Annotated in this window: 16 protein-coding genes and 1 tRNA gene; 8 read left to right on the top strand and 9 right to left on the bottom strand. The window is 57.8% G+C overall.

What is annotated here, in order from left to right; all coding sequences use genetic code 11:
- Nucleotides 1-18: 18 nt before the first annotated feature.
- Nucleotides 19-1,092, bottom strand: a complete 1,074-nt coding sequence (selD, locus tag GSQ80_RS00305) for a selenide, water dikinase SelD (protein ID WP_158785521.1) — start codon at nt 1,090-1,092, stop codon at nt 19-21.
- A gap of 42 nt (nt 1,093-1,134) precedes the next feature.
- Between selD and GSQ80_RS00300 the strand changes: the two genes are divergently transcribed.
- Nucleotides 1,135-1,229: transfer RNA gene (locus GSQ80_RS00300), tRNA-Sec, on the top strand.
- A 59-nt stretch (nt 1,230-1,288) separates the two neighbouring features.
- On the opposite strand, the gene nrfD is transcribed toward GSQ80_RS00300, so the two are convergent.
- The 6 genes from nrfD to GSQ80_RS00265 form a co-directional block, all read right to left on the bottom strand.
- Nucleotides 1,289-2,134 (bottom strand): NrfD/PsrC family molybdoenzyme membrane anchor subunit, encoded by an 846-nt coding sequence (gene nrfD / locus GSQ80_RS00295; protein WP_158785520.1) that lies wholly within the window; start codon nt 2,132-2,134, stop codon nt 1,289-1,291.
- Between the two features lie 87 nt (nt 2,135-2,221).
- A complete protein-coding gene (locus GSQ80_RS00290; protein WP_158785519.1) occupies nt 2,222-3,211 on the bottom strand; it encodes a 4Fe-4S dicluster domain-containing protein in 990 nt (329 codons plus the stop codon).
- Complete coding sequence (gene fdh / locus GSQ80_RS00285) at nt 3,201-6,506, bottom strand: formate dehydrogenase (protein WP_305794636.1); 3,306 nt, start codon at nt 6,504-6,506, stop codon at nt 3,201-3,203. Before fdh ends, GSQ80_RS00290 begins: the two co-directional genes overlap by 11 nt.
- Nucleotides 6,507-7,548: 1,042 nt before the next feature.
- Nucleotides 7,549-9,390, bottom strand: coding sequence for an alpha-L-fucosidase (locus GSQ80_RS00275; protein ID WP_158785516.1), 1,842 nt, complete (start codon nt 9,388-9,390; stop codon nt 7,549-7,551).
- Nucleotides 9,391-9,485: 95 nt separating this feature from the next.
- A complete protein-coding gene (fucU, locus tag GSQ80_RS00270; RefSeq protein WP_158785515.1) occupies nt 9,486-9,911 on the bottom strand; it encodes an L-fucose mutarotase in 426 nt (141 codons plus the stop codon).
- The gene (locus tag GSQ80_RS00265) at nt 9,912-10,688 is read right to left on the bottom strand and encodes a zinc-binding dehydrogenase (protein WP_158785514.1); all 777 of its coding nucleotides are present in this window, start codon (nt 10,686-10,688) and stop codon (nt 9,912-9,914) included. It abuts the gene before it with no gap.
- 93 nt (nt 10,689-10,781) lie between these two features.
- Here GSQ80_RS00265 and GSQ80_RS00260 point away from each other — a divergent pair, with 93 nt between their 5' ends.
- The 7 genes from GSQ80_RS00260 to fucP all read left to right on the top strand — a co-directional run bounded on the left by GSQ80_RS00260 (nt 10,782) and on the right by fucP (nt 17,740).
- Nucleotides 10,782-11,726, top strand: a complete 945-nt coding sequence (locus GSQ80_RS00260) for an AraC family transcriptional regulator (protein WP_254059367.1) — start codon at nt 10,782-10,784, stop codon at nt 11,724-11,726.
- A 331-nt stretch (nt 11,727-12,057) separates the two neighbouring features.
- Nucleotides 12,058-12,834 (top strand): SDR family NAD(P)-dependent oxidoreductase, encoded by a 777-nt coding sequence (locus tag GSQ80_RS00255; RefSeq protein WP_158785512.1) that lies wholly within the window; start codon nt 12,058-12,060, stop codon nt 12,832-12,834.
- Nucleotides 12,835-12,884: 50 nt separating this feature from the next.
- Nucleotides 12,885-13,913, top strand: a complete 1,029-nt coding sequence (locus GSQ80_RS00250) for a zinc-binding alcohol dehydrogenase family protein (RefSeq protein WP_158785511.1) — start codon at nt 12,885-12,887, stop codon at nt 13,911-13,913.
- A gap of 191 nt (nt 13,914-14,104) precedes the next feature.
- Nucleotides 14,105-14,731, top strand: a complete 627-nt coding sequence (locus GSQ80_RS00245; RefSeq protein ID WP_216850064.1) for an RraA family protein — start codon at nt 14,105-14,107, stop codon at nt 14,729-14,731.
- A gap of 26 nt (nt 14,732-14,757) precedes the next feature.
- Nucleotides 14,758-15,084: a UxaA family hydrolase gene (locus tag GSQ80_RS00240; RefSeq protein WP_158785509.1), complete on the top strand. Its 327-nt coding sequence runs from the start codon at nt 14,758-14,760 to the stop codon at nt 15,082-15,084.
- Entirely contained in the window at nt 15,077-16,297 is a 1,221-nt protein-coding gene (locus GSQ80_RS00235) for a UxaA family hydrolase (RefSeq protein ID WP_158785508.1), read from the top strand. Before GSQ80_RS00240 ends, GSQ80_RS00235 begins: the two co-directional genes overlap by 8 nt.
- Before the next feature lie 144 nt (nt 16,298-16,441).
- The gene (fucP, locus tag GSQ80_RS00230; protein ID WP_158785507.1) at nt 16,442-17,740 is read left to right on the top strand and encodes an L-fucose:H+ symporter permease; all 1,299 of its coding nucleotides are present in this window, start codon (nt 16,442-16,444) and stop codon (nt 17,738-17,740) included.
- 72 nt (nt 17,741-17,812) lie between these two features.
- Here fucP and GSQ80_RS00225 read toward each other — a convergent pair whose 3' ends face one another.
- Nucleotides 17,813-20,296, bottom strand: coding sequence for a glycoside hydrolase (locus GSQ80_RS00225; RefSeq protein WP_158785506.1), 2,484 nt, complete (start codon nt 20,294-20,296; stop codon nt 17,813-17,815).
- Nucleotides 20,297-20,354: 58 nt separating this feature from the next.
- Entirely contained in the window at nt 20,355-21,365 is a 1,011-nt protein-coding gene (locus tag GSQ80_RS00220) for a Gfo/Idh/MocA family protein (protein ID WP_254059366.1), read from the bottom strand.
- Between the last annotated feature and the right edge of the window lie 52 nt (nt 21,366-21,417).

Here is a 21,417-nt window from a genome sequence, read left to right as displayed (position 1 = left end):
TGCGCTTCGGGTGGTGATTCAGGGTGCTAAGAGGATTTTGGGCGGCCCTTCCAGGACTGCGCCGATCTGGCGCGTGTAAAGATAGCCCGCGGCCTGTAGCTCGGCGATCAGCGGCTGCGCTCGTTCCGTCGGGACCGAGAGGAGAAGGCCGCCGGCGGTCTGGGGATCGAAGAGGATGGTTCGCAGGTTGGGTTCGATTGCGACGGTTTCTTCGATGACGCAATCGGCGAAGTCACGGTTGGCGAGGAGGCCACCTGGGATACAGCCGAGGCGGACGGCGTCCATCGCGCCATCAAGCAGGGCAATGGACGCAGTGTCAATGCGGAGCCGTACGTTGCTGCCGAAGGCCAGCTCGCGAGCGTGGCCCATAAGGCCGAAGCCAGTGACATCCGTAGCGGCATGAACTTGGAACTCGGGGCGGCTAATGATTTCGCCAGCGACCTTATTGAGGGTGGTCATCGATGCGATGGCGGCTTCGACCCATGCCGGTTGCGCTTTGCCCTGCTTGAGGGCCGTAGTGATCACGCCGGTGCCAATGGCCTTGGTGAAGATGAGCGCGTCGCCGGGTCGGGCAGTAGTGTTTCTGAGGATACGGTCCGGGTGGATGAGCCCTGTGACGGCATACCCGAATTTGATCTCCGCATCGCGGACGCTGTGGCCGCCGAGTACGGTGCAGCCTGCCTCCTCCATGACGCAGAGGCCGCCGCGGAGGATCTGCTCGAGCACAGACATGTCGCCTTCCTGGGGGAAGCAGACCAGGGTAAGGGCGGTGAGGGCGCGGCCGCCCATGGCGTACACGTCGCTGAGGGCATTAGTCGCAGCGATGCGGCCGTAGGTAAAGGGATCATCGACCATAGGAGTAAAGAAGTCGACGGTCTGTACCAGGGCTTGTTCGGGGCTGATACGGTAGATACCGGCGTCGTCGGAGCTCTCGAAGCCTACAAGCAGGTTCGGATCGTGCTGCAGGGGGAGGCGGGAAAGCACTTGGTTGAGCGTACCCGGCGCGAGCTTGCTCGCGCAGCCGCCTGCTTTTACCTGCTGGGTCAGCCGAATGGCCGCGACTGCGGCGGTGGGATTGGAAGCAGAGCCCATGCCTCATAATAGATGCCAAGGCCGGCCTGATCGACGCAGCAGGGAAGCGCCTGGGATCCGGTGATCCCCCCGGTCTTCAAAACCGGCGGTCGTCCGTTTCGGGCAACGGTGTGTTCGACTCACACGCGCTTCCGCCAAATCTATTTCTTCGGGAAAGAGAAGGTCTGCAACTGCGTCGTGTTCTTACGTCGCTGGACTATTCGCCGCTTCTGACTTCCAATGGCGAAGTGTGAGGTATCTTGACGTACACAGCACGGACAAGCCAACTCTCGAATAAAAGAAAAATCATGGCGACCGATATGGACAGCACACTGCCTTTGAGGAGCATCAGACCCAAAGGGATCAGCGCCCCGGCAGCGATGAGCGCGCCAACCCGCCATTGTTGCTCGCGGGTATAGAGTTGCGCATGGATCGGCCTGAGGTTCGCAAACAACAACCCTAAGGGAATCACATTGAGCACGAGCAGCACGATAAAGGCGGTGCGGAGGATGGCGATCGCCTGCGTTTGCCCCATCAGGGCGGACAGGACAAGGAACTCGCCGCAGCCCATCACGAGAGCCGAATTGGTGAGATAACCTCCCAGCCAGCGCGCGTCTTTCCAACCTGGTTGCGCGTTCGTGCTGAGCAGTACGCCCTTGTAGGCCGCAGAGGCGAAGCCAGGCAGCAGTCCCACGACCACCGCGAGTAACCGAGCCCACTCAAAGTCCCATCCCAGTTCGGCCAGCAGACTGAGCGCCGCCGCCGCGGTCAGCGGCAACGAAAAGATTGTCAGACACCACGTCCCCAGCGACATGGGCGAGCCGGGCTTGAAAACCCTGAGCATGTGATGAAAACGCGACGGATCGCCCAGATCCAACACGAGCAATCCGAGGTCAACGAGCAAAAGCACGAGAGCGACTGGATAAGCCACTTTCGCCACGCGCATGAAGACCGCAGGCGCAGCCAACTCGCTGACCGCTGCGGCGAGGAACAGTCCCGTCGCCATGCCGTTGAGCAAAGCGTCCCAGGCGATGAGGCCGTGCCACCCCGGCACCTTGGTCACCGGCCCATTCTCATAGCCGACCTCGTGTCCTCTTTCTGGTAAGAGAGGTTCGGCAGAAGCTTGCTGCGGTCTGGAGTCTGTGTGCATTCAGGGCTTCAAAAGAAACACAACCACGAGCAGTACGGCGATAGCGGCCAGGCCGCCGGCGACGGAACGAACGTAATCTCCCATCATGTGCAGCCAGGGATTGAATGGAGCATCTGGCAGGCCATAAACGGAAGGGCGATCGACGAGCAGATAGAACGAATGCATCTCGGAATAGGTCTCACCGGGGACGTCGCCATAGAGGTATGCCTGCGGGACACCGCGCTCGTGAAGTTGCTCTACACGTTTGCGGGCCTGCTCGCGAAGCTCGTCGATCGGACCGAAGTGGATGGACTGGGTTGGACATGCCTTGGCGCAGGCCGGCTCCAGACCGTCGCGCTGGCGGTCATAGCAGAGCGTGCATTTGTGCGAATGACCGCCCAATTCGCTGCGAGTGATGACGCCGAACGGGCAGGCCGCGATGCAGCATGAGCAGCCATTGCAGATGTCAGCCTGGATATAGATGTTCTGGAACTCATTTTGAATAATGGCGCCGGTTGGGCAAGCCTGATGGCAAGGGGCCGCCACGCAATGCTTGCAATTGTCGCTCATCATGAGCCAGCGGTTAAGCAGCGACTCGCTCTCCTCCGTGTCCGGGGAAGCAGGCACGCTTGGCGATTCGTGGGAAAATTGCTCGATGAATTTCACATGGCGCCAGGTTGTCGCCGACAACTCATTCGTATTGTCATAGCTATTGCCGGACCAGTTGAAACCGTCCGAAGGTAGTTGGTTCCACTGCTTGCACGCCACCTCGCAAGCCTTGCAGCCGATGCATACGGTGGTGTCCGTGTAAAAACCGGTAGGCTGCTGAGGCTTGGGCGGTTCACCATGTAGGAACGGATAGATCAGGCGTCCCAGCAGCTCCGGCAGTGGGCCGTGCGGTTCATCATGCAGGTATGGACGAATCAGGCGTCCCAGCAGCACGGACAGCCGGCCGCGCGGCGGATCGCTGGCCTGCGGCAAAGCGGACAGTTCCTGTTCTCTACTTGCCATGTCCGAGCCTCCCTTCTGGTTGGGCGCTGGCCGGCGTATCCGGGATGGGATCGAGAGTCGGCCAGTGCGCTGTGGGCACCGTCGGGTGCAAAGCCTGTCCTTCGAGCCGACCGGCTTGGACTTGGCAGGTGAACGCCTTGCTTTCGTGCATGCTCACATTCGGGTCGGCCACGAGCGCGGTCAGGTCGTTGGCGTTGCCGCCGACGACCTCCCCGGCGAAGGCCCAGTGGAACGGGAGCCCGATCTGGTGGACCATGCGTCCCTCGACGACAAAAGGCCGCAGCCGCCGGGTCACCATCGCACGAGCTTCGATTCGGCCGCGCGGGGTTTCAATCGTCATCCAGCCGCCGTGAACAATGCCGCGCTCGGCGGCCAGCTCATAGCTGAGCTCGGCAAACATCTCCGGTTGCAATTCGTTAAGCCAGCTGTTGAAGCGGCTCATCGGCCCACTCAGGTAATGCTCGGTGAGACGGAACGTCGTGGCCACCACCGGATACTCGGCTGTCGGCATGTGGGCGATGGGGTTCAGCGGCCCTGGGAAAAAGCGTACCGTTGGGTTGCTATTGCGTTTGGGATAGAGCAGGTTGCCAAATGGCGACTCGACCGGCTCGTAATGCGTCGGAAGAGGCCCGTCTTTAATGGCGGGGGAGTACAGCCAGCCCAGTCCGTCGGGCTTGGTGATGAAGGGGTTTGTGCCGGCGATGGCCGCCATGCCCGTCGCGCCTGGAGGCGGTTGGTAATCGGGAGGCTTGTTCCGCTCGAAGTCCGGTGTGTCCTGCCCGACCCAGCTCCGCTTCTCGGAGTCCCACCAGACCAATTTCTTACGCTCCGACCAGGGCCGCCCTTCGGGGTCTGCCGAGGCGCGGTTGTACAGGACGCGGACATTGTTTGGCCAGGCGTAACCCCATTCCGGCTGGATGGGGTTATCCGTGATCTTGCGTTCATCCGCGCGGTTACGGCCCGGCTCAGGGAAGACGCCGCTGTAAATCCAGCAGCCGCATGCTGTCGTGCCGTCGTCCTTCAACTCCGAGTAGCCGCTGACAAGACGAGGCCCCCCGGTACGCGGGTCGATTTCATCCAACCGGTGACCGTTTATCTCCATGAGAACCTTCTCCAGGTCCGGTTCCCCTTCGATACGGCTGAGCGTTCCATCGGGCAGACGCGGCTGCTCGTCGAAGTCGTAGTCCCAGGTGAGGTTCAGCAGTCCCTGATCCCTGGGATCGGTGGAACCGGCGTAGAGCTGCTTCAGGTGCTTACCCAGGTTGTAGATAAACCAGGCGTCGGAACGGCTATCGCCGGACGGATCGATGGCTTTCTTATGCCATTGGATGAGCCGCTGCGTCTGGGTTAAGCTGCCCTCCTTCTCCTGAGCGGCTGCTGCGGGGATGAAGAAGACTTCGGTCCCGATCTCGGAGGGTAGTGGCCCATTCCGGTCGTTCTTCCAGAAGGTAGCGCTTTCCGTCTCGAACCAGTCGAGAACCACCAGCCACTCGAGGTTGCGCAGGCCGGCACGGTGCAGACCGGCGTTGGGTCCGCCGCCGCCGGGGTTTTGACCAGCCAGGAAGTAGCCCTTCACGCCGCCCTTCGACATCCGATCGAAGTAGGCCAGTTGCGAGTAGTCGCCGTCCACGCGCGGCACCCAGGAGAACCCGAAGTCGTTGTCCGGCCTTGCTGCCTCGCCGTACCACGCCTTGAGCAGGCTCACAATGAATTTGCTAAAGTTCGCCCAGTAGCCGGTAGGCATACCTCCAGACTCGATATAAGAGCTCAAACCCTCGTGCGCAGGGTCGCGTGCAGGGGGTTGCGGGAGGTAACCGGGCAGTGAGTCGTACAACGTCGCGATGTCGGTCGCACCCTGGATAGTAGAGTGGCCGCGCAGAGCCATAATGCCGCCGCCGGGACGCCCCATGTTGCCGAGCAGCAATTGCAAGATGCCGGCAGTGCGTATGATCTGCACGCCGGTGGTGTGTTGCGTCCAGCCCAGCGCGTAGGCAATGCAAGTGGTCCGCTCGCGTCCAGAGTTGGTGCAGAGCAATTCCGCGACGCGCATAAACTCTTCTGGCTTACAACCGCACACCTGGGAGACGACCTCTGGGGTGTAGCGGGCGAAGTGCCGGCGCAGAATCTGCATGACGCAACGCGGATGCTGCAGGGTCGGGTCGCGCTGTGGTTTGGTCGTGCTCTTTGACGGCGAGGTATGTGGGTCGTCGCTGCCATCCAGGGCGTGGCCTTGGGGGTTGTGCTCGTCTTTCGCGGACTCCGCCTGAGCCGTATTCTTCGAACCGTCCTGCTCCGCCCCGCCGCCCCCGGACTTCTCGAAGCCCCAGTGGCCCTGCTTGGGATCATAGGATTCGTGCTGCTGGTCGAAGCCGCTAAACATCCCTGCCAGATCTTCGGTATCCCGGAAACCTTCGTCGATGATGGTCGAAGCATTGGTGTAGGACAGGACGTATTCATGAAACCAACGGTCGTTCGTTAAGACGTAATTGACCAGGCCGCCGAGGAAGGCTATGTCGCTCCCGGAGCGGATGCCCACGTAAAGATCGCATACGGCCGACATGCGGGTAAAGCGCGGATCGACATGGATCAGCGTCGCTCCTTTCAGCTTAGCTTCCATGGGCCAGCGGAAACCGACAGGCTGAGCCTCCGCCATGTTCGATCCCATAAACAGGATGCAATCGCTATTGGCCATGTCCTGCTGATAATTTGTGGCCGCGCCGCGGCCGAACGAGGCGCCCAGACCGGGCACCGAGGCGCTGTGTCATATTCGCGCCTGGTTTTCGATCGATACCACTCCCAACCCGCCGCCAAGCAGCTTCTTGATGAGGTAGTTCTCCTCGTTGTCGATCGTTGCCCCGCCCAACGAGCCGATGCTGCGCACCGAGTTGAGCAAACGGCCTTGCTCGTCGCGAGTCGTGAAGTCGGCGTCGCGGGTCGCCTTGACGCGCTGGGCAATCTGCTCCAGCGCCCACTCCATTGTCTTCGTCTCCCATTGATCGGAGTAAGGAGCGCGATAGAGGACCTCAAGGACGCGATGCGAATTGACGGAGAGTTGGTAGGCGTTGGCCCCTTTGGGGCATAGGTGGCCCGTGCTGATGGGACTATCAGGATCACCCTCAATGTCGATGAGTTCGCCGCCCTTGCTGAAGATGAGCTGCCCGCAGCCGACAGCGCAGTAAGGACAAATGCCCTGGGTGACATTGGCGCCGCGCAGCCGCGAAGACTTGGCCAGCGTCTCGACGCTGAACGGCTCCCGAGAGGTTTTTGGATGCTTGCCTAGTGAGAAGCGGAACATAGCACCTCCAGAACAGTGCCCTCAATTCCGCATTCTAGCAAAAAGGCCTCAAATAGGTTCCGCAAGCCTATTGATTGAGACCACCTACGCAATGGGGTGAATGTGCCGCTGGCCATCCTGTGCTGTCGCACGGTTGCGGTCGGCGGTCATCGCGCTGCTCCTCAGACTGCGGTCACGTCGCCACCCGCTATCCTCGTCGTCTGTCAGGACTTCTGCGCCGCCGTAACGATGCCTTGATCGCCTGCATCGCTCCAACTCCACACGTGATGCTTCGTCGCATCAGCTTGAAGCATTTGTCATCCATGGCCGAGAGAAGCACCTCATCGCCACACTCCGCAGCCCTGAACCATTCGGCGCAATCGCTCTTCATCCAAGCCGCAACGTGGTGTATGCCGCGTATGACGCAGAGGAGTATCTGGGGCTTCCCGGAGCCAGCATCATCGAAATCGATTCCCAGTCCGTGCGGTTGGGCGAGGCATCACGGCGTCTTTTCCTGGACCCCGCCAATTTGTCTCGCGGATACCACCATCACGGTCGCTCTGATCGCATCAATGTTCTGGTCTTCCTGAATCGGCGTTTAGTGACTAAATGGCGGTGCTTGCAGTCTGGGACAAACTCGTCTCCGGCTGCATTTCCCTGCGAACAGGGAAAAGAACAGCGATTTTAGGAGAATCTAACATCCGTATCGAAGCACGAAAGCACTAAACACCCTCACTATGTGGAATTTAGGCATCTGAGGATGCCTCCAGATGTGAAAAAGAACAGGGAATTAACTCTTGACATCAGGGAGCCTTGATTCCCTGAACACGGAATTAAAATTGCTACGCCGTGCATGTCGGGTGCGACCGCTCGTGGTGGCACCAATACTCTGCTGGCCAATTCCTTGCCCAAGACGGCGTTGATCTGAGTTTCTGTTCCTCGCTCTGCTGGCGCCGGGCAGGTATTTAGGCATCCCCTGGAGTTGGGCGCCGAAATTTTCCAAAACACCGTTTTTAAGGAACCTCACTCTCGAAGCCGGACCGAAGGCCCTCACCGGGTGCCGTTATGAAAGATAAATTTTTAGCGAGATTGCGTCTTCGGACGAGGGTTCGGGTGGGAGCTGAATGCGGAGTCCGGCGGCATCCTGGAGGAACTTGAGTTTCTCTGCGTGGCCGAGCAGTTCGACCTTTGCTACCTTCCGCGGGGACTGCGGACTGCTTGTTCCAAGCGCGCGAAGTACGGTCTCGCCTTGAGGCCAGCCGAGCACCAGGGCGTAGACAACCGTGCCTGCTTTGTTGCGGGTGAACCGTACGTCCTGCGCACCTAGTTTGCTGACGCTATTGCCCTGAAAGGAGCCACTTTTCACCGTGTCTGGTCCTTCGCCGTAGATGGTCCACGGGCGGGTAGCGTAAATCGCTTCGCCGTTGACCTGCAGCCATTGGCCGATGCGGTCGATCACCGCGATCTCTTTGCTGTCGATGGTGCCATCGGGTTTGCCGGGGACGTTGAGAATGAAAGTGCCGTTCTTGCTAACCGTGTCAATGAGCCAATGGATGACGTCGCGGGGTGAAAGGTAACCGCCATATTCGCCGGGCTGCGCGTAGAGGGCGCGCTTGTAATGCCAGTCTCCGATGCAGGTTTCCGATTGCCAGGCGTAAGGCATAATCTTGTCGGTGAGGCCGCGCTCGTAGTCGGCGACCACTGCTTTGGCCAGGTTGTCGGGCACTTGTTTCACGTTGATGACGGCTTCCATCTTGCCCGCGCGAGTCTTCAAATTGTGGTTGTAAAAGTACGAACCAACATTCATGCCTGCCCAGCCGAGCGGAAGGCGCGAGTTGTCGAAGTAGAGCAAGTCAGGATCGTGCTGGTCGATGAGATCACGCGTGCGATCGTAAAAGTTTTTCACGTAGGAGATGTCGGGCAACGCGTCGAAAGGATGCTTCGCTCCGTATAAACGCTGTGGGTCGTAGCTCTCCCACCACTCATGTTTGCCACCTTCGCTGGTAAGATCGCCGTCGTAGGAGATGCCGGCCAGCGAGCCTGTTTTATCAGCACTGTGGGAGGTCTGAAACCACCACCAGTTGCGGGCCTGGTGGACGGTGACGCCAAAGCGCAGGTCCTGTTTGCGCGCTGCTGCGGCCCACGTGCCGATGACATCACGATGTGGCCCTATGTTTCGGGCATTCCATGGCTGATATTTGGAGTTCCATGTGTCGAAGCTATCGTGGTGATTTGCTAACGCGAGAAATAACCTAGCACCGCCTTTTTTGTATCGGGCGATGAGCTCGTCGGGATCCCAGTTAAGTAACGTCCATTGAGGGCAAAGATCTTTATAGCCAAAGCGCGAAGGGGGACCGTAGTGGTCGCAGTGATACTTATTCTGCTCCGAGCTTTGCATGTACATATTGCGTGCGTACCAGTCGCCGACTTCGGGGACGCACTGTGGAGTCCAATGAGCCCAGATACCGAACTTGGCGTCTCGATACCACTCGGGGGCGTCGTATTGCTGCATTGACTCCCATGTGGGTTGATAGGGACCGTCGCCAGCAAGGTTCGCGATCGGGGAGACCATGGGCACCCCGTCCCAGGAGCCGTCGTAAATCGGGAGAGTTGGGGGATCGCCCCATTCTGTTGGTCGCCAGGTTTTTTCATCGAGCTTCTGCCTGGACAACTTGCCGTCGCGCAGGACGGTAAAGATTCTCTGGTCGGCTGGCGTTGCGCAGAAGGCTGCGTAATCTTCGGTGAGTGTGCCGGAGGGATTCGGGGTTGCGGCGGGGACTTTGGCTGCGGGTTGGGTGTGGGTGGGTGTGGGTTGCTGCGTGGGCTCCGTCGGGTCGGCTACGGCCGGGGCCGCGGCTGTCGCAGCCGTTGCAGCGATCAGCTTACAAAAGTCCCTTCGATGCATGAGTGGCACTCCTTGGGCGGGGCAATCGTCCGCGATGACTGCGGGCTGTCGCGTTTATAACGTCTCGAAAGCGGGTGTTAGCGGAGAGAGCCGAGTTAGACGATTACGCCTTTTTTCAAAATGATGTTGCCGTAAATGCGCAATTCTCCGGTCATTACGACGGCGAAGGCTTCGCGAGAACGGTCGTAGAAGGCGGAGCGTTCGAGCAATAGTGGTTTGGGTGCGTCGGGCTGATGCCTTCGCATGACGTGCAGATAACCCGACTCGACGGCGGGATCGAGCTGGTCAGCCCCGGCCGCCTGCATCATGATGAGCGGATCGGCGTAGACGTCGAGCGGAAAGAGGGGGAGGATCGCATCGAGCAAGGTCGAAACGGAGAGGCCGTCCGCCCGACAGAGGCGCGCCGCTACGCTAACGCCAGGAAAATTTGCGTCGGCGAGAACGAGTTCATCGCCATGGCCCATCTCCGATAACAGCTTGAGCAGGTCTGGACTAAGAACTGGAGAAATTCCTTTAAGCATTTAGGTAAGCTCCTCATCGAAACAGACAGCGACTTTGCCGTAAAGACCGGAAGCCATGAGCGCGAAGGCATCGCCGACATGGGCGAGCGGAAAACGGTGAGTGACCAGCGACGATGGGAATAGCTGCCAGCGGACCAGGCGCTCGACGAGTTCCTCCATCCGCCACGTCGAGGTAACCCATGATCCGTAAAGTGTTTTTTGATCATGCATAATGTCGGCGGACGGCTGGAACTGTACTGTTCCGCCCTCGCCTAAAGAGACGATGCGTCCCCAACGGCGCGTCGCGGAGATTGCGGTGGCCCGGGCCTGCGCATTGCCGGAGCACTCTACCGAACACTCGACGCCGTGTCCTCCCGTCAACGCGCGTACTTCGGCAACGTTATCGTCACCTGAGACGATGACGTCGTCGCAGAGGCCAAGATCCATCGCCAGTTGCAGGCAACCCGGAAGTACGTCGATTCCGAGTATCTTTTGCGCGCCCAGCTTACGACTCAAGGCTGCGGCGGCAAGATCAACCGGTCCGAGACCGGTGATGAGGACTGCATCATCGCCCTTCAGGAGCGCTTCCCCGATAAGGGCCTCGTTGCCGTAGACGGCAGCACAATCGGACTGCAGATAGCCAATCCTGGCCGCGCCAAGAACGGCGTCGGCAACCTTCTGGCCGCTTACATGGTCGGACCCAAACGTTCCTAAGCCGATCGCCGGAATATGTGCGCCACTTGCAAGATTGCGCGTGGGCACGAGCGATGGGTCGATCACCTGTTGAGTTTGCACCATGACGCCTGAAGAACCTCCAGGCAATTATCGTGATATCCGATGAACCTGGGGAATAGCTAAAAGATGCAGAATGATGGATAATTTTGACCTACTATGAAGAGTCCCTCCAGGCTGGGTAGGGCTGTGCAATCGGGACCACCTGTGGCCGAGGGCTTACGGCCTGCCTTTCTTGCCGAGCATGTGACGCAGTCCCGCTACTTCTTTACCGATCGGGCTGAACGTGGAAGGACAAAGCTGACTTTACCCTGTGGCGGATCGGAGCGCTGTTCGGCGAATTACGTTGTTCGGCGTAAAAGCTTTCGGTATTTCGCATTGGAGTATGTTGTCGAAGGACGTGGCCAATTCACGTGCAACGGCCACATGACGAAACTTCAGCCGGGTATTTTGTTTGGCTATGCACCGGGCAACGCGCACGTCATCTCCAGCGACGCGGCGCAGTCTTTGGTGAAATTTTTTCTGGACTTTTCTGGCCCACGAGCGAAGAACATTTTTCAACGCCTGCCACTGAATAAGGGAGGAACTACATGGATACGCCAGCCGCAGGTTATCCGCGATTTGTTCCAGCAGATTGTTGAAGCAGGCCAGCAGCCGAGCTACCTATCGCGGAGGCTCTGTACTTCCCTGTTTGATGTGTTGCTTCTGCGCATTGAGCAAAACGCGATGCGGACCGAGGAGGCGACCTGTCGCGCATTCGAGACGTACAACAGGGCGTCCTATGAACTTAGCGCCGAGTTTCGGGAGCTACGGTCTAGCGCAGATCTCGCGCAAAGGCTTCAGATTACTCCGGCCTATCTGGCGAGGTTGTTTCAGAGGTATTCGGATACGAGTCCGCATCAGGCGCTTACGGCTATGAAGATGGCGGAGGCCGCGTCGTTGCTGGTAGGGACGGATGCGACCGTAGCGAATGCGGCGGCGCATGTTGGATTCGCGGACCCTTATCACTTTTCGCGCGTTTTCAAGAATTACTACGGCACCGCGCCTGCTCACTTCCGCTTGCATCCAAGGAGCACCATTTCTGATAAACGTCGCGCAGACTAAAAAGGCGCTCGCTGTTTTTTTCGCAATAACTTGCGTTGACGAATTCGGTTGATTGGAATGAACGGTCTGCAGTTTCCTTCGCGCGCTTGCTCGGACAATTGGTGTGGTGAAGTACGGTTGAGTACCGTGGTATCGTTTGGCTCCTACGATGCGTGGCCAGGATTGCGTTGAAGCCAACTTAAGCGCTAAAGTTGTTGACATTGGTTAGCTTCCCGTTTTAGGTTCTATTCCAGTCACCTAGACATGGTCCGTGTTGAACAACGCGGCATGGCGCAGACGGAGACCTCGTAATCGGAGACGAAAGTACACACACCAACGGAGGTACGATCAGGTGGCGAGGTCGCTTTTTGATCTGACAGGTCATGTTGCTGCGGTTTTGGGGGGAACGACCGGAATCGGCCGAGCGATGGCGCTCGGACTTGCGGAGGCGGGCGCCGATGTCGTCGCTTCAGCGCGACGCGCGGAACAAGTGGAAGACGTTGCGCGGGAGATCGAGGCTCGTGGTGTACAGACATTACGGATGACGTGCGACGTATCGGACCGGGAGTCTATTCAAGCGTTGTGCGATTCGGTGATCGAACGATTTCGGAAGGTGGACATTCTGATCAACTGCGCCGGCATGATTAAGCGGGCGCGCACGCTCGATTTCCCAGAGACGACCTGGAATCAGATCATCGACACGAATCTAACGGGGACTTTGCGCGGCTGCCAAATCTTTGGCAAATCGATGTTAGATCGCGGCTACGGACGAATCATTAATATTGGCTCGTTGACCACTTTCCGTGGCTTCTTTGAAGTGGCGGCCTATGGAGCGTCGAAGGCGGCGGTAGGATCTCTTACAAAATCTCTTGCGGTTGAGTGGTCGAAGAACGGTGTGACGGTGAACGCGATTGCGCCGGGGGTGTTCCGCACGGAAATCAACGCCGAGCTTCTCGACAATACGGGCCGTGGGCGCGAGTTTCTTGCGCGCACACCGATGGGACGTTTCGGCAATGTGGATGAGCTCGTTAGCACCGCGATTTTCCTGGCTGCGCCGGCTTCCTCCTTTATTACGGGACAGATCGTGGCTGTAGACGGTGGATTTCTTGCTAGCGGTGTGAATCAGTAACGATTCCGAGAGGTCACACGCTTTTACGGACTGTTTTTCGAGGTGACGAAATGAAGGCAGTGGTTATAAGAGAGGCCGGTGTAGCGTCGGTCGAGTCGGTCCCCGATGTTAGCCCCTTGGCGGGCGAGGTCTTGCTGAAGATTCGGCGGATTGGTTTATGTGGTTCCGACCTCAATTCATTTCGCGGAAGAAATCCGATGGTGTCTTTTCCGCGGATCCCTGGACATGAAGTGGCGGCGACGGTGATGGAGGATGTTCCAGGAAATCCAATTCTCAAGCGGGGAACTAATATTACGCTCTCTCCATACACCAGCTGCGGCAAGTGTGCAGCGTGTATCCGGGATCGGCCAAATGCCTGCGAGTTTAATCAGACATTAGGAGTTCAGCGAGACGGTGCGCTGACGGAGTACCTGGCTGTCCCACCGGATAGGATTTTCACAGCTCGGCTTTCACTGGAGGCGCTCTGCCTGGTGGAGCCATTGACGATTGGCTTCCATGCCGTCGCCCGGGGCCGAGTTGAGAGTAGCGACACGGTAGCAATTATTGGCTGCGGAGGGGTGGGACTGGGCGCGATCGCCGGATCCAGTTCCCGGGGTGCCAGGGCGATTGGAATCGACGTGGACGACGATAAGCTTCGGATCGCGAGGGCGGCCGGCGCGCACGAGACGATTAACAGCTTGAAGGAACCGATCCACGATCGGTTGGTTGAGCTCACGGCAGGCAAGGGGCCGGATGTGATGATCGAGGCTATTGGTCTGCCGCACACCTTTCGCAGTGCGGTGGAGGAAGTCGCCTTCACAGGGCGCGTGGTGTACATCGGGTATGCCAAGGAGCCCGTGACCTATGAGACAAGGCTGTTCGTCCAGAAAGAACTGGACATCCTTGGTTCGCGCAACGCGCTTCCTGAAGACTTTCTCGATGTGATTCGTCTGCTTGAGAGTGGGAAGTTTCCTGTACAGGAGGCGATTAGCGCCATTATCTCGCTTGAGGACGTACCAACATCTCTGCAATCCTGGAGCGCAAATCCCGGGAGCGTGAAGAAGGTTATCGTGACGCTTGATTCGTTGGGCGGCGATTAAACCTGACGACGGGCGCGCACGTTTGTACAGTAAGCGATAAAGTATTGGGTTTATGGTTGACTTTCGAGCCTCGGCCAGGATATTGTTTGCTTCGTCGCGACTTTCCAACACGCACGGCTCGGAATAAGCAGCGACTTTCAGCAACGGGATGGGCGCTAATGGTATCAACAGACGAAGAGCTCTTTCGCATTATGAAAGAAACTCTCTATAGCCCCGTCATCGGGGACATTCTCGACGTGCTCGGGTATTGGCATCAATTTCTGCCGCAGACGCTTCAGCCGTTACGTGCTGACATGCGGATCGCCGGTCGCGCGATGACGATTCAAATCGCCGACGCGTGGGGAAAACAAGAGCATCCATTCGGGCGCATGACAGAGGCGCTCGACCAGATTCAGCCGCACGACATTTATGTTGCAACCGGCGGTTCGATGAACTGTGCGGCGTGGGGCGAAATCATGACTGCGACGGCGCGCTCGCTTAAAGGGGCGGGCGCAATCATTGACGGCTTTCATCGGGATACGCTACGCGTGATCGAACAGGGCTGGCCTGTGTTTAGCCGAGGGCGGTATGCGCAGGACGCTGCGGTCCGATCGAAGGTGGTCGACTACCGATGCTCGATCGAGATCGGCAGTGTCACCATTCAACCGGGCGATCTCATTTTCGGTGATCTCGACGGCATTGTTGTGGTGCCGAGGGCGGTTGAGAACGAGGTGGTGACGCGCGCGCTGGAGAAGGCTCGCACCGAGAAAGTTGTTCGCAAGGACATTGAAAGCGGACTTTCCAGCACGGACGCGTTTCGCAAGTACGGCGTTCTTTGAAGGTCAGGTTCGAGATTGGAATCGACATGAAGCAGTGTTTTTCAATTCATCCGAAGGATAACGTCGCGACCCTCACGGAAGACGCCGACAGTGAACCTCTTCTTGTGGTTGGTAGCGGTGGGGGAACTACCGTGCAGATAGAGGAAGCAATTTCCTTGGGGCACAAGGTAGCACTCGCGGCGATCGCACCGGATGCCGTCATCATCAAGTACGGAGTGATTATCGGCGTAGCAACCAAACCTATCGAGCGGGGTGGATGGGTTCACTTGCATAATTGCAGAAGTTTGCTGGATGACCGCTCGCAGGGTCTGGACCTGCGCACTGGTATTCCCAAGGACACGCCTTATGAATGATGACTCCCTGAAGAGTAGGACCTGGCAAGGATATTTGCGGAGCGATGGCAGGAAGGGTATCCGCAACCATGTGCTGGTGATTTATACGGTTGAGTGCGCGAGCTATGTCGCGCACGAGATCGCTTGCAATGAAGAGAACGTCCATGTGATTGGCTTTCCAGGCTGCTACGACAACGCTTACGCGATTCGGCTGATGCTGGCGCTCGCAACGCATCCCAATGTGGGGGCGTGTCTTGCGATAGGGCTCGGGTGCGAATATACGCAGCCATCGCGGATCTCGGAAGTGGCGGAACGATCGGGGCGCCCGAGCAAATGGTTCTTCATTCAAGACGTAGGGGGTACGCGCGCGAGCATTGAGCATGGCAAACAAATAATCGCGAGGCTGCGCGACCAGCTTAAGCGAGAGACACGACGGGTCCCCATGACATGGAGCGATCTGACGGTGGGCGCTGAGTGCGGCGGCTCGGACGGCACCTCGGGGCTAGCGGGCAATCCTGCAGTGGGGCGATTTTATGACCTCTTGGTCGACCAAGGCGGATGTGCCGTGTTTGAGGAGGTGGTCGAGATGATTGGATTGCGCGACATACTACTCTCGCGCGCGCGATCGCCCGAAGTGGCAGCCGCACTGGACGCAGCTTACAAAAAAGCGGAGCGATACTGCAAGGCGGTACGGCAGTACTCAGTGTCGCCAGGCAACTTCGCGGGCGGACTGACGACGATTGAAGAAAAAAGCATGGGAGCGTTTGCCAAGAGCGGTACCTGCCCGATTGAAGGGGTGCTACTAGTTTCTCAGCAGCCGTCGGGACCGGGCTTGTGGCTGCTGGACTCTGTTCCCGATGAACACTTCATGCAATTTGGATATACGAATCCCAATGATACCGAAGGCATTATGGACCTGATCTCGACAGGTGCGCAGATTGTTCTGTTTGTGACTGGACGCGGCAGTGTGATCGGCAGTGCGGTGGCTCCTCTTCTGAAGGTGACGGGAAACTCGAATACATTTGCACGCATGCGGGGCGACATGGACTTTGACGCGGGCAGGGTGTTGAGCGGGCAGATCAGCCTGGACACAGCGGGGCGTGAACTTATGACGCTCGTCGGTGACGTCGCCTCAGGGGAGTTAACCAAACCTGAAGCGCTGGGGCATCGAGAGTATTTTGTGATGTACAAACACCAGAACGTTCCTTCTCTGGAGGCAGGATGCCGGGCATGATAGCCGACGACGGCGTGTTCTCGGAATGCAGCAGCAGCGGGCTTGCAGGTCGTCATGCGTCCGGCATCCAAGAAAAGGCCAACGCAGATGTTGACGGACTCTGAACCTACAGTGAACTCCAAAGATCTCGGCAGGGTAGCATCCATGGGCCCCAATAGTCCCTCGCGAGAACACGGTCTGGCGGAATCGTTTCCGCTCTTTTCTCCAGGCGCGTTGCTGCCGTGCATGATCGTGACAGCACTTTTCTTTCTCTGGGGGATACCAAACAACCTCAATGACATCCTGATTCGACAGTTCATGAAGTCGTTCGCGATTACCCGCATGCAGGGCGGCCTGGTGCAATCGGCCTTCTACATGGGCTATTTTTTGTTGGCGTTACCTTCCGCACTATACATGAGGAGATTTGGGTACAAGGCTGGATTTGTGACGGGTCTTTGCTTGTTCGGCGCGGGAACGTTCCTGTTTTGGCCCGCTGCGCTCATCGAGCGCTATTGGTGTTTTTTGATTGCATTGTTTGTAATGGCGAGCGGATTGGCCTTTCTCGAAACCGCTTCCAATACCTTCATTGCGATGTCCGGACCCGCGGAAACGTCGGAGCGGCGGCTGAACTTTTCCCAGGCTTTCAATCCTCTCGGCTCGATCACCGGATCGTTTATCGGAACCGTCTTCATTTTGTCCGGAATTGAATTGAGTCCGCAGCGACTGTCAAGCCTTCAGGCTTCGGGGCAGTATGATGCGTATTTGCACTTTGAAACCTTGAGGGTGGTTCAGCCGTACCTTATCCTCGGCGTGGTGGCCATCGGGTTCGCATGCTTGCTGCTGGCCACTCGATTTCCAAAGCTTCGCGATGACGGCCCAGCAGAACATCCATCCGTTCCGATTTTACGGCTGCTAAAGAATCGGAATCTTTTATTTTCTATCATCACGCAGTTTTTCTATGTGGGCGCGCAGGTAGGAACGTGGAGTTACTTCATTCAATATATTCAGGACTACGCCCACCAGCCTGAAAAGACTGCAGGATATTTCCTGACCGGCACGCTTTGCATGTTTGGTATCGGACGGTTCACATCGGCTTACCTTATGAAGTTCATCTCGCCGCCGCGGCTGATGGCGGCCTACAGCTTCGTCAACTTTATCCTTGTCGCCGTCGCAGTCTTCCATCCAGGATGGATTGGCGTCTGGACAATTTTTCTCACAAGCTTCTTCATGTCGCTGATGTATCCGACCGTTTTTGCTCTAGGGCTGCAGGGCTTGGGGACGAACAGCAAGGTAGGCGGCTCGCTGATTGTGATGGCGATTGTAGGCGGGGCCGTGCTCACGCCGCTGATGGGAGTTATCGCGGACGCTTCAAAGCATCTGGCGGTAGCGTATTGCGTTCCGCTTTTCGGCTACGTTGTGATCGCCGCCTATTCGTTGTTTGTCAGCGCGCAAAGCGAGATATAGGGCGCATTCCTGTGGTCCACGAAGGCGAGACACTGGATGGGCCGGACCGAGGATCGGATTGCGGTGCGATGTCTAGGATGGGCCGAGGCCGATGACGCGAGTTCCGAGGCGTTTGGGCTTGGTGGCCACCTCGCCCGCCAACGGGGCGGAGCGCCCCCTTGGCTTGCTGTCGCCGGCTCGTCGAATGATGTAGGCATGATCGGCTCGAGCATGGAAGCGCACGAGATTGCCCTTTATAGATATCGGGACCGCGACGCCTGTAGTGTCGTCCATGATATCGAGTGCACTTCCCGCCCACGGCGAGCGAACAGTCATCTCCCGATTGACGCCAGCCTGAAAGACGCATTTGTTGATGTTTCCTTGAGCGATTTCAATGTAGATTCGGGAGTGGCCCTGTAGGTAAACCGTCCCCGCCATGTTCCACGCGCGTGGAACTGCAGGAGCGATGCGTAAGACACCGTCGTAATCCTGAGCGAGTGCCTCGGGCAACGATAATGCGACCATCGCACTCTGTTCGATGTAGAATTCGCCTGAATCTCCGCCCCAGTTCGAAAGACCGTTTGGATAGGTCTGGTAAGCCTGCGTAAGCTTTTGCAATGTATCGGCGACTGTGTCGCTGAGCCCCAGGCGTGCAGCTTGTATTGGATCAAAACTCCAGTCCTGGACGGTCGGATAGGGCCGGTGCTCGAAGGTGCGGCGCCCTAATGGTGTCAGCGGGCTGTCGTCACCTATCAGTCCATAAGGCCAGACAGGCTCGAGGCCAATGTTCTCAAAGTTGTGCTGTGCCGCCACTGGGTTGGTTGACGGAGAAATCATGTCGGAACCGCGGCCTGATCCGTCTCTGAGCAGTTGCTTTGAATTGTCGATGGCTACCCGCGGGAAGGGCGGTATGGTTCTAGAAGCGTTTTGCAATTTTTGAACCAGCTGTGGATCCGACTTGACTAACGCTGCGGCGCTAAGTGTGGCCTGATACAGCGCGCGCCTGGCGGACAGATCCGTTACCGGGTCGGTCACGTCCCATTGCTGCTCATGCGCGTTCGAGGGCGATGTATGAGTGAGACCATCCGGTCCCGGTGTTTCATACGCGAGGAGAAATTCGGATACGGCGCGCATGATGGGGTAGTTTTGTCGCAGGAAGGATAGATCCTCGGTGCTTTGATATTGGCGCCAAACCCATAAGGCAATCTCGGCCCCGGTCGAGATTGTGCGGGAATTGTAAAACGGTGGAGTGTTCGCGTCGCAGTCTCGCGAAACCACTCCGGGATGGTCTCCGACGGCCTCGTACTCTATGCCTACGCCGTTGAATCGCATCGTCTCTGGCACACAAATCCCTGGCCGACCTTTCATGTTGTCCGTAGTCCACTTTTGCAACGAATCGTAATTGTCTCGGTAGAGCGCAAAGTAGGAGGAGTTTAGCTCTGGCAGTCCTGCGTCGATGTCTGCCGCAACCTGCATGCGCAGATTCCAATGCCAATAGGCTGCGGGGTCCCAGCGACGTGCATCGCGCACCGATGAAAACATATCGGCGATGCCAGCTTGAGATCCCGGCATCACTGTGCCACGCTCGGCTGCTGCGGCGAACAAGTAAATCATTCGTAGGTTCTCCATGTAATCACCGACGCCATCTGCGGAGGTGATACGGATCAGGCCAGCTCGTTGCCAAAAATCCTGCCACCACAGTTCATGCTTCCGTTGCTGCGGACTTGTTAAGGTTTGCCTTACGGTTGCATTCACATCGCGATCCGGACGCCAGCCGGGCGAAGCGATCAGCAAGTGAAAACTGCCGTCCGGGTAGGGTAAAAACGAAACCCGTATGGTGCGGGAATCGGGTTGGGTGACACGGACGTTCCTGCCTTTCGCGGTGATGGCGGCGACTGATCCGAACCTTTTTCCGGATGCTCCGGCTTCCTTCTCGTCAACCCAAGATTCGGAAAGAATGCCGATGGAAGACTGCACAGAGGCGGTGGGTATGCGGGGCGGCCAAAGCAGCAGATCTGCTGTTTGCACGCGTGCAGGGTTGGCTCCGGAGATATTGATTTCGAGGACGTCCCGATCCGGTTGAACGTAGGCGGTCAACTTCATGCCTCCGCCACTTTCGACAAACTCGCCTCGATAGAGATCGAGCCAGCCTCGATAGTCTTTGGCCTGCGTCAGGGCCTCAATACCGGGTACAAAGATTTGGCCAGGAGACAGGCGATGCGGCATGGTGTCGATACGATTGAGCTGAGCATGGAAGCCACCTTCCGACCAAACAGCGACGCCGAGCGTGCCATTGCCCAATGGCATGGCCTCGGAGAGTCGTACGTTTGGACGCTCGAGGATAATGCGCGACCGCCCGACCACACCTGCTGTTTCTACATGAAGGCGGTGGTCATACCAAGCGGAGGTCGTTGGCGTCGAGGACTGTTGGCTGTGGATGATTTGCGGCGCACCCAGTGATGTAGCGACGATCGAGAGGTAGACGAACTTATTCAGCAATTGAATAGCTTGACTAAGCTTGTTGGAAGTTCCTGCACCTCGGGATGCGACAAACGGATGATGATGATTTTCAGCCATAGAGCGTTGTGACCTCGTTTTCCAGATTCCGTTCCACGGCGCGTCGGGTGAGGGCGAACTAGAGATTGCCGCTTGAGATGTATGCCGCTTCGACTGCACGCATTGTCTCGAATGCGTCTTCGACGCGGGTCGGTAATTCTGTTGAATCGCAATTGACATATGCCTGGAGCGATCCCATCGAACCCGCAAAGCCATCGGGTATCCAGTTCCCTTCAATAGGAAGCGATCGCAGGGATTCGCCTCGCGCCGCGATCTCCAATCGATCGGGACGGCCACCGGGATAATCCAAATTCATTCCAAGGGTTACACGCAGCATGCCCTTGGTTCCTTCCCACTGCACATAGCTAGCCTGGGTATCCGGATATAGATGGTTATGATTCGTAGAGATGTAGGCACGCTTCGACTGTCCGAAATCCAGGATGACAACGCTCTTGCTAGTTGCAACTTCTGGAGCCAGGGGATCTTTTACCGTTTTCGCAAGGATGCGATCTGGATTGCCGAAGCAGCTGCGGACGAGATCGATGTAATGAATGCTGTGGTAGAGAATCTCCACGCGCGGCGCGGCGAACAGGTAGGTCCAGAGATTCCATGGCAGATGAACATTCACAATTACCTGCATGTCGTGGATCTCGCCGAGCAGGCCGTTATCCATAATTTCTTTGGCTGCCAAGATCGCGGGCGCGTATCGCAACTGGAAGTTGACGGCCGCAGTAAGTCTCTTTTCTTGGCATAGCTTCAGGATTTCCCCGGCTTCGAGGATGGTGTTGCCCATGGGTTTCTGAAGGAGGACTGCTGAACCGTCGGGGAGCTGTCGTACGACATCGGCGGTGTAGCGCGCGGGAACGGCAACGTCGAAGACGCAATCTCTCGGCGCAACCGTGAGAGCCTCGGCGAGCGACGCCGTCGCGTATGGGACTGAGAACTGGCGGGCCAGCGCCTCTGCTTTGCCGACTTCAGAGTCTACAACGACGGCAACCGGGAACTTCGCCTTCTTATAGGCGGGCAGATGCGCATCGCGAACAATGCCTCCGGCACCAACGATAACGATGGGGAGCCGAACCCTGGGCATAGGAGGCTTTGCATGCGTGTATTGTGAGGCTTCTTGCGCAAGATCCATGTCT

It is taken from the genome of Granulicella sp. L46 (assembly GCF_009765785.1).
Taxonomy (GTDB): Bacteria; Acidobacteriota; Terriglobia; order Terriglobales; family Acidobacteriaceae; genus Granulicella.
This window is presented reverse-complemented; position numbering and strand designations above follow the sequence as displayed.

Coding starts and splice junctions, on each gene's coding strand:
- selD (WP_158785521.1), bottom strand. CDS start 1,092: ATGGGCTCTGCTTCCAATCCCACCGCCGCAGTCGCGGCCATTCGGCTG.
- GSQ80_RS00290 (WP_158785519.1), bottom strand. CDS start 3,211: ATGGCAAGTAGAGAACAGGAACTGTCCGCTTTGCCGCAGGCCAGCGAT.
- GSQ80_RS00275 (WP_158785516.1), bottom strand. CDS start 9,390: ATGCATCGAAGGGACTTTTGTAAGCTGATCGCTGCAACGGCTGCGACA.
- fucU (WP_158785515.1), bottom strand. CDS start 9,911: ATGCTTAAAGGAATTTCTCCAGTTCTTAGTCCAGACCTGCTCAAGCTG.
- GSQ80_RS00265 (WP_158785514.1), bottom strand. CDS start 10,688: ATGGTGCAAACTCAACAGGTGATCGACCCATCGCTCGTGCCCACGCGC.
- GSQ80_RS00260 (WP_254059367.1), top strand. CDS start 10,782: ATGAAGAGTCCCTCCAGGCTGGGTAGGGCTGTGCAATCGGGACCACCT.
- GSQ80_RS00250 (WP_158785511.1), top strand. CDS start 12,885: ATGAAGGCAGTGGTTATAAGAGAGGCCGGTGTAGCGTCGGTCGAGTCG.
- GSQ80_RS00245 (WP_216850064.1), top strand. CDS start 14,105: ATGAAAGAAACTCTCTATAGCCCCGTCATCGGGGACATTCTCGACGTG.
- GSQ80_RS00240 (WP_158785509.1), top strand. CDS start 14,758: ATGAAGCAGTGTTTTTCAATTCATCCGAAGGATAACGTCGCGACCCTC.
- GSQ80_RS00235 (WP_158785508.1), top strand. CDS start 15,077: ATGAATGATGACTCCCTGAAGAGTAGGACCTGGCAAGGATATTTGCGG.
- fucP (WP_158785507.1), top strand. CDS start 16,442: ATGGGCCCCAATAGTCCCTCGCGAGAACACGGTCTGGCGGAATCGTTT.
- GSQ80_RS00225 (WP_158785506.1), bottom strand. CDS start 20,296: ATGGCTGAAAATCATCATCATCCGTTTGTCGCATCCCGAGGTGCAGGA.
- GSQ80_RS00220 (WP_254059366.1), bottom strand. CDS start 21,365: ATGCCCAGGGTTCGGCTCCCCATCGTTATCGTTGGTGCCGGAGGCATT.